Source organism: Allgaiera indica (genome assembly GCF_900106675.1).
GTDB classification, from domain to species: Bacteria; Pseudomonadota; Alphaproteobacteria; order Rhodobacterales; family Rhodobacteraceae; genus Acidimangrovimonas; species Acidimangrovimonas indica.
Genome location: NZ_FNOB01000013.1, coordinates 120543 through 128610, shown reverse-complemented (window position 1 = coordinate 128610; position 8068 = coordinate 120543). Strand labels below are relative to the sequence as shown.

Sequence of the window (8068 nt, the reverse complement as noted above, 5' to 3'; positions counted from 1 at the left end):
AACCGCACCGAGATCATGTTCGGCAGGCTCAAGGACTGGAGGCGCGTTGCCACCCGTTACGACCGCTGTCCCAAGGTATTCCTCTCTGCCATCGCCCTCGCGGCTATCGTCATCTATTGGTTATGAAGCCTGAGCCTAAAGGTGCGACCACTGAACACTGCCACAAGCCGGACTTCCTATTCCCGGATGTGGCAACCTACCACGCAGCCCCGGCCAGTGGAGCCCCGGGACTTCTGATGCTTGGCGCCAAATCGACCTGCAAGGATGGCTGGCGGCGAGTTCTGGCAGAAGCATCTAAGATCAGCCGGAAACACCTTTTGACGCTGGAACCCGGTATCTCCGAACCACAGGCTGAGCAAATGGATGTATCTGGCCTACAACTTGTCGTTCCGGCGCCATTGCACGCGACCTATACTGCCGCGCAACAGGGTTGGCTTTGGAATCTCGGGCAGTTCCTGGAAGAGGTTAGCCAGCATCAGGCGGCTTAGGGATGTGGCACAGTTTGTTGCGCGGAATGTGGCACAAATCGCCGTTTTCCGCGCCAACTGATTGAAATCATTATGGCAAGTGGCGGAGAGACAGGCAGCCATGTCAAGTTCCGCGATTTTCCGGCCAAGGCCCAATATGTCCGCAAAACAAAGGGCCAAAACACCTTCCATTGTGCGGCACGTTCCCCCATATTCCTAGGTGGTCCACGTTAAGGTGGGGGATGTAATGGGGGATGCGGGCCCGATGGAGAATTGCAGGAGACCGGAAAAGGCGCTGTCCGCACGGTTTGTGGAAACCGTCACCGAGCCCGGCAAATATTTCGATGGCCACGGCTTGTTCCTGAGGGTCGCGAAGAACGGCGCGCGGCAGTGGGTGCAACGCATCACCATTCGCGGCAAGCGAAGCGAACTAGGGCTGGGCAGTCCGCCTGCCGTGTCGCTGGCGGCGGCGCGCAAGCTGGCACTCGACAACCGGGGCAAGGCGATGCTGGGCGGCGACCCGCTGGCCGAGAAGCGCAAGGCGCGCGAGGGGCTGACCTTTGCGAAGGCCGTGGACAAATACCTTGCCGCGAAGCTGTCAGAATTCAGAAGCGAGAAGCACCGGAAGCAATGGCGCTCAACTCTCGACACCTACGCCGCGCCGGTTCTGGGATCAAAGCAGGTTTCGGATATCGCCGTCCAAGACGTGCTGCGCGTACTGGAGCCGATCTGGAAGACGAAGACCGAGACCGCCTCGCGCCTTCGCGGCAGGATCGAAAACGTACTTTCCTGGGCGACGGTGGCGGGCCACAGGACAGGCGACAACCCAGCGCGCTGGAAAGGCAACCTGTCCGAGATGCTGCCCAAGCCCGCGAAGGTGGCGAAGGGCGACAATCAACCGGCACTGGTGCTGGGCGACGTGTCGCGCTGGTGGCGTGATCTTGCAAAACGCGACGGCATGGCGGCTAGGGCGCTCGAATTCCTGACCCTGACCGCCGCGCGTTCTGGCGAGGTGCGCGGCGCGACATGGGATGAATTCGACCTTGGGGACGTTGCGACACCCGCGACTTCTGCGACACGGCGGGCGGTCTGGACCATTCCGGCTTCGCGAATGAAGAACGGGCGGGCGCATCGCGTGCCGCTCACGCCCGAAGCGGTTGTGCGGCTGGAAAGCCTGCCTCGCATGGAGGGCAGCCCGTATGTGTTCTTCGCCGCTCGCGGCGGGATGCTGTCGGACATGACCATTTCCGCCGTCATGCGCCGGATGCAGGAGGCCAAGGAGAAGGCGGGCGACGTGGGCTATCTGGACCCCGCAAACAGGCGTCCCGCTGTGCCACACGGATTGCGCTCGACCTTCCGGCAGTGGGCAGCAGAACAGGGATATCCCCGTGACATGGCCGAAATCGCGCTGGCGCACTTCATCGGGTCCGAAGTGGAGCGCGCCTATCAGCGGTCGGACATGCTCGACCGGCGGCGAGACATGATGGCGGCTTGGGCGGCTTTCCTGCAGGGGGACGCGGCGCAAGCCGGTAACGTGGTGAGGTTGGGGGTGGCGGAATGAAACACGATGCAGCAAGTCGCAAGGCGATTGTGCAACATTTTTCGGTGGAACGAATACCAAAGGGGGATATTCTCTTTCCTTCATTTACCTTTAAGGGTCAGGACGATCCGGATGAGGTTTGGGTTGTTTTGGCTACAACGCGACTTGGAATGATGCCAGAGCAGACTAACCATCACGTTTTTCGCAACGAAGCGGAAGCCAAAGACTTTATGCGGGACTTTCCGATCGGCTCCGAGGTCCCCGAACCTGATTGGGGAGGGTCTGGACCATATGCGAGCGACTTTGTTCGCAAAATTGTTGATGAGGGCGGGCCAACATTAGGTGCTGCAGATGAAGACTCATTTCTTCCGCTTCGGATCCTTGATGATGCTGGTTTCATAACGGGGAAGGCCGGTAGTATCTCTGAAAAGGTTGCGGAATTTATTGGGCGCGAGCGCATTCAGGAGATCAAGGATCGTCATGGAGATTTTTGGCAGGTTGCCGCCGATTTTGAATATTGCTGGCAGAACACCTCGCATTCATCGGCTGTTTTTGTCGCGGCATCCTTCCGGTTTCATCGCTTTGTGACTGGAAACGAATTCGCCGCTGGTTACTTGTTGCGGGACCTGGAGATGCTTGTTGATGGTGTGGAGGCGGAGGCAACTAGCTCCGTTGAACGGCGTAGAAAAGCGACTACTCGAAGTGGAGAGAAGTCCAAAGAATCTCGCATGAAGCGCATAAACGCCCTGCTGGACAGGATGACGGAAATTGTTGAGAGCAACCCCATTGCAGCAAGGTTTGACCCTGAAGCCGTTGCAAAAATGGCCGGTGAAGACTGCGCTGTCGCGCAGCCCAAGCTATGGCAACAGGGAAAACGGCAGATAAGCGAATATCTTGGAGAAATCCGACGCGGTGAAGCGGGGGGCGAACTCAAGGCCCGTTATTACAGGTTGTTTGCAGCCAAACAGCCTGAGCGACCTTAGCTGAGATGGGTAACCGCTTAAGCGGTTTAGCGTGAATTTAAATCCGCCTAGGCGGTTCACGTTAACCATTTTCTACCACGGAAGGTTGCGCCACCTTTTCCAGCATGATCCACGGCAATCTCGCCGTGCCTGTCTGGAAAGGACCGGAACAAATGGCCGAAACCCTTCTGCGCCGTCCCGCTGTAGAAGCCCGCACGGGGCTTTCCCGCTCTACCATTTACGAATGGATGAAGCGCGGCGAATTCCCGCATCCCGTCACGCTTGGCGCGCGCATTGTCGCTTGGCGTGAGAGTGACATTGCCGCTTGGCTAGAAAGCCGCGAAACGCGGGTGGCCTGATATGGTGAGCGGGCAAGAGAAAACCCCGGTTGCGCCTGCACGCGCACCGGGGCTGGATAACCGCTCTGCAACTGCGGCGGGCAATCCAAAGATAGCACCGAAGAATGCGAAACGCCATTGCGCGGGCGTTCGCTATATCGTCACGCCCAGCGCGGGCGACCCCTTCCGTGTTTCCGTTTCGGGCCGCATCCGCTGGACGCTCGACCGGTTGCGGGCCTCAGGGCCGAAGGGCTGCACCCCCATCACCGACCCCGCGCCCCGATGGAGCGCCTATGTGCATTCGCTGCGTGAACTCGGGGTGGAAATCGAGACCATCACCGAACCGCACGGCGGCGACTTCGCGGGCCACCATGCGCGCTACGTGCTGCGCTCCAAGGTGCAGGAAGGGGGCGCGGAATGAACCGGCTGCGAATCCTCTACCTGCGCCGCTGTCATGGGCTGACCGAACCTCAGGCGCTGGCGCTGGCCGCATTGATCTGGGGGGTGTGCTGATGATGGATGCACGCACCATTACTAAAACGCTGGGTGGTCACTGGCATGGCCGCTACGGCACCGCGCCGTGCCCGATGTGCCAGCCCGAGGGCCGCAAGGGGCAAGCTGGCCTGACGCTTGCGGATGGCGCGGGCGGGCGGCTTCTGGCGCATTGCAAGAAATCCGCCTGCACCTTCGCGGACATTCTGGCGGCGGCAGGCGTCACCGCTGGCGACTATCGCGCCCCGGACCCCGCCGAGATTGCGCGGCGCGAAGGTGCTGCGGAGGCTGAGGCGACCCGCAAGGCGATGATGGCAAGCGCGCTGTGGGGTGAAGCTCGACCGATCGAGGGCAGCCCCGCCGAACGCTACCTGCGCGGGCGCGGCATCACCTGCCCCCTGCCGGATAGCCTGCGGTTCCATCCCGAATGCTGGCACGGCGCGACCGCCCAACGCTTGCCCGCAATGGTGGCGCGGATCGACGGGGCCGACCGTTTCGCGGTGCATCGCACCTACCTTCGACCCGATGGCAGTGGCAAGGCTGAGGTTGCCCCCGCAAAGGCAATGCTGGGGGCCGTCGCTGGCGGCGCTGTGTGCCTTGCTGACGGGCAAGGGCCGCTTGTGGTGGCCGAGGGCATAGAAACTGCCCTGTCGCTGTCCTGCGGGCTGCTGCGCGGCCCAGCGACCATCTGGGCGGCGCTGAGCACTAGCGGCATTCGTGGCCTTCGCCTGCCGCGCGAGGCGGGGCGCCTGACCATTGCCCCGGACGGCGACGAACCGGGCCGGGCCGCCGCACAGGCCCTGGCGGAGCGGGCGCACGCGCTGGGCTGGTGCGTGTCGCTGCTGCCCGCCCCCGACGGGCGCGACTGGAACGACATTCTGACCATGAAAGGGGAACGCGCATGAATGCTCCCGAACCGATCCCGTTTGCGCCCGAAGGTCCGCAACCGCTGGTGCGCGAGATTGCACCCGGCGAAGCCTATCCCGTCGCCCATCTGGGGCCGCTGCGCGCCGCCGTGGAGGCGGTGCAGGGCATGGCGCAGGCTCCCGTTGCCATTCCTGCCGCGTCGGCGCTGGCGGTGGTCTCTCTGGCGGTGCAGGGCTTCGCGAACGTGGAGACGCTGGGCGGCCCGCGTCCGGTGTCGCTTTACGCCCTGACCATCGCGCGTAGCGGTGAGCGAAAATCAAGTTGCGACGGGCCGCTCATGGCCGCCTTGAACGAATTCGAGAAGGAACAGGCCCGCGACCAACGCGAGGCGGTGACGCGCTGGCAGAACGCGCAAGCGCTCTGGAAAGGGGAGCGCGACCGCATTCTCGGGGAGGCGAAGAAGGGCAAGGGCGAACGCAAGGTCGCGGCGCAAGCGGATCTGGATGCGCTTGGCCCGGAACCTGCCGCGCCGCCGAGCGCTGACCGCACGGTAACGGAACCGACTTTCGAGGGGCTGACCCGCCTTTTCGCGACCGGGCAACCCAGCTTGGGCATTTTCAGCGATGAGGGCGGCCAGTTTCTCGGGGGGCACGCCATGAACAGCGACAATCGGCAAAAGACGCTGGCCGCGCTGAATGACCTGTGGCAGGGCAATCCGATCCGCCGCACGCGGGCAGGCGATGGGCACGCAACACTCTACGGGCGGCGGCTGGCCGTGCATCTGATGGCGCAGCCCTCTGTTGCACGCGCGTTCATGGCCGACCCCATGGCGGCGGACACAGGCTTTCTGCCGCGCTTCCTGATCTGCGAACCGCCCAGCACCATCGGGACGCGCCTTCACGCGAATGCCCGAGGCTACGGTGACGCTCTGAGCTGCTTCGGGAACCGGCTGCGGGCCATTCTCGACACCCCTCTGCCGATGGACGAAGAAGCCCGCGAACTGTCGCCCCGCATCCTGCCGCTGACGCCTGAGGCCCACGCGCTTCTGATCCGTTTCGCGGATGCTATCGAGGCGGCGCAGGCCCCTGACGGAGACCTCGCGCATGTCACTGGCTATGCGTCCAAGGCGGCGGAACAGGCGGCGCGGATCGCGGGGGTGTTGGCGCTCTGGCGCGACCTGCAAATCACCGCTGTCACGCCGCAGGACATGGGGAACGGAATCGCGCTTGCGCAATTCTACCTTTCCGAGGCCGTGCGGCTGGCGGATGCGTCAGGCGTCAGTCAGGAAATCGACCGCGCTGAGGCTCTGCGGAAATGGCTGCTGGGAAGCTGGCCGCATCGCGAAATCATGGTGCGCGATGTTGTGCGGCTTGGCCCGAATCCGCTTCGCGAAAGCCCCAAGGCACGGGCCGCGCTGGGCGTTCTGGCGCGGCACGGATGGCTTGCGCCGCTTGACACGGGAACCGTGGTGCGTGGCGCGGCCAGAGCGGAGGCGTGGCGCATCGTGAAGGGAGGCGGCGATGTGGTTTGACGTGCAAACAGCCCTGACGGAAATCGAGAGCGGGCAGCCGACCCGGCCCGCCCGCGTCGCAAATGTCGCGGGTGTCGCAACCCTTCCTGCGCGGAAACCTGCAAGGAAAGCGGCAGAGGCCGGTCCCCATGTCGCGAATGTCGCGAGTGCCGCAACCCCTGCGAGCCTTCCGCGTGGTGTCTCTGTCACCGGCAGCCCGTGCACCTGGACGGGGCGAGTGGTTTCGCTGGACGAATGGCGCAGGTTGTCAGAGTGGGAGCGAAGCGGCCCGGATGGGCGCATGTTCTGCGGGGCTTGCCGGGTGTGGGTGCTTCCCGGCGGCTGCCCGCATTGTGAAGGGGGCATGGCATGACCGGGGCCGAGCTACGGGCCGCGCGCAAGGCGGCAGGATTGACGCAGATCGAGCTTGCCCAGCGCGCCGGGATCGGACGGCACGCTGTCCAATATCACGAGGCCCGTGACCTGATCGACCTTCGCGGCTGGGCCATTGGCCGAATTAGGGCGGTACTGGGGGCCGAGGCCGTGCCGTATAAAGTCCGGATCAATGCGCGCGCGGGGGCATGGGCTGTTAGCCTCCTGGAGGCCGAAAAACGGGCGCTGGAAGCCGCACGGATCAGATGGGCCGAGGCAGAGGCCCGGCGCTTGGCAATGCGGCGCGTCATCTGTGGGGCCAAGACGAGGAAGGGCGCGCCCTGCCGGTGCAAATCCGAGCCGGGCAAGAGGCGCTGCAAGTTTCACGGGGGCATGTCCACCGGGGCTAAGACGCCTGAAGGCCGAGAACGCATCCGTGAAGCGCAGCGGCGGCGCTGGGCAAAGTGGCGGGCAGCACGGCAAGGTGCTTGAAAAAAATCAAAGGAAATCAAACACGCATAGCGCACGCGACCTTGTAGCGAACGGAACGCGCTCAGGCCGTCTCTAAGGTAGATGCGAATAGACCTTCCCATCCGGCACTTGGGCACGTTCCCGTCTATAAAAGGGGCCTGGCCCCGCCGGGTTTTTGCACACCGGCAGCGCGCAGGCGCAGGCGCGCGGTATGGGCTGTTAGTGGCGGACCCTAAGATTACCCCTAAGCTCTCGTCTTCGCTGGCAGCGTCTTGCATTGGCTCCTCATCATGGCACGGCTCGCAGGCCATCCCACGAATAGACCTCTTTTCCGATGGCGTTCCGATAGACCTTGAAATCTCCAAGGACCTTTGGGCCAGCCGACCAAACTGTGACGACTTGGCATTCCCAGAACCCCTTGGAGCCATCAATCCTGATCGTCTTCGGATTGCGCAGATCAACCAGCTGAAGTCCGATCCGGTTGCCGACCGTCAACTGAATGTCATGCATCATTTGATACAGAGCCATTGGGGACTGACAGTTGGCAGGAACACCCTCGGGTAACGGCAGCGGGACGGCTGACTGAGCGAAGGCCGTGCTACACTCCAAAACTGAGACAGCAATCCATACCAAGAAGTGTGGCATCCGGCGCGACGACATGGCGGCCTCCGCTGGTTTCTCTGATCATCAAAGCACACTTCCCTATTTCGTGCTCTGAGGAAACACAAAAGCGGCATCACTTCATGCTGTTTCCCCCAAATTCCGTCGCGTTCGGTGTCGGAGTGGGGGATATTGTGGGGGATATGGTTTTTTAAGTTCTGAAATTCATTTTGATTTACAGATACTTAAAAGGGCAAGCTGGCGGAGAGACAGGGATTCGAACCCTGGGTGGGCGCAAACCCACAACGGTTTTCGAGACCGCCCCGTTCGACCGCTCCGGCACCTCTCCGCTTGCCTAGTCGACGCAGGGGATTTAGCCGCACCGGGACGCGGACGCAAGCCCCGAATTCCGTGTCTTTCTTCCGACCCGCCGGATTGCGCGAAAGCCG

Annotated in this window: 9 protein-coding genes, 1 tRNA gene and 1 pseudogene; 9 read left to right on the top strand and 2 right to left on the bottom strand. The window is 62.9% G+C overall.

Features of this window, described 5'->3' with window-relative positions; genetic code table 11:
- The 9 genes and pseudogenes from BLV97_RS20785 to BLV97_RS13145 form a co-directional block, all read left to right on the top strand.
- Positions 1 to 126 (top strand): annotated as a pseudogene (locus BLV97_RS20785) (IS5/IS1182 family transposase); the annotation flags it as partial.
- On the top strand, positions 123 to 488 hold the full coding sequence (locus tag BLV97_RS21980; protein ID WP_081825202.1) for a type II restriction endonuclease: 366 nt from the start codon (positions 123 to 125) through the stop codon (positions 486 to 488). The pseudogene BLV97_RS20785 and the gene BLV97_RS21980, both read left to right, overlap by 4 nt.
- Before the next feature lie 244 nt (positions 489 to 732).
- Positions 733 to 2028 carry a tyrosine-type recombinase/integrase gene (locus BLV97_RS13175; RefSeq protein WP_176992655.1) on the top strand — a complete coding sequence of 432 codons (1296 nt, stop codon included), beginning with the start codon at positions 733 to 735 and terminating at the stop codon, positions 2026 to 2028.
- Positions 2025 to 2990 (top strand): hypothetical protein, encoded by a 966-nt coding sequence (locus tag BLV97_RS20780; protein WP_143037534.1) that lies wholly within the window; start codon positions 2025 to 2027, stop codon positions 2988 to 2990. Before BLV97_RS13175 ends, BLV97_RS20780 begins: the two co-directional genes overlap by 4 nt.
- 152 nt (positions 2991 to 3142) lie before the next feature.
- Positions 3143 to 3328 carry a helix-turn-helix transcriptional regulator gene (locus BLV97_RS13165; RefSeq protein ID WP_035846548.1) on the top strand — a complete coding sequence of 62 codons (186 nt, stop codon included), beginning with the start codon at positions 3143 to 3145 and terminating at the stop codon, positions 3326 to 3328.
- A gap of 1 nt (position 3329) precedes the next feature.
- Complete coding sequence (locus tag BLV97_RS13160; protein ID WP_210184791.1) at positions 3330 to 3728, top strand: winged helix domain-containing protein; 399 nt, start codon at positions 3330 to 3332, stop codon at positions 3726 to 3728.
- Positions 3729 to 3819: 91 nt separating this feature from the next.
- The gene (locus BLV97_RS13155) at positions 3820 to 4704 is read left to right on the top strand and encodes a DUF7146 domain-containing protein (protein WP_035846598.1); all 885 of its coding nucleotides are present in this window, start codon (positions 3820 to 3822) and stop codon (positions 4702 to 4704) included.
- Positions 4629 to 6197, top strand: coding sequence for a YfjI family protein (locus tag BLV97_RS13150; protein ID WP_152546068.1), 1569 nt, complete (start codon positions 4629 to 4631; stop codon positions 6195 to 6197). The genes BLV97_RS13155 and BLV97_RS13150 overlap by 76 nt, the downstream gene beginning before the upstream one ends.
- Positions 6198 to 6545: 348 nt before the next feature.
- Positions 6546 to 7040: an HGGxSTG domain-containing protein gene (locus BLV97_RS13145; protein WP_051646315.1), complete on the top strand. Its 495-nt coding sequence runs from the start codon at positions 6546 to 6548 to the stop codon at positions 7038 to 7040.
- Between the two features lie 267 nt (positions 7041 to 7307).
- Here the strand turns inward: BLV97_RS13145 and BLV97_RS13140 are convergent, their stop codons facing one another.
- Positions 7308 to 7514 carry a hypothetical protein gene (locus BLV97_RS13140; RefSeq protein WP_143037533.1) on the bottom strand — a complete coding sequence of 69 codons (207 nt, stop codon included), beginning with the start codon at positions 7512 to 7514 and terminating at the stop codon, positions 7308 to 7310.
- Between the two features lie 364 nt (positions 7515 to 7878).
- Positions 7879 to 7968: transfer RNA gene (locus BLV97_RS13135), tRNA-Ser, on the bottom strand.
- Positions 7969 to 8068 lie beyond the last annotated feature (100 nt).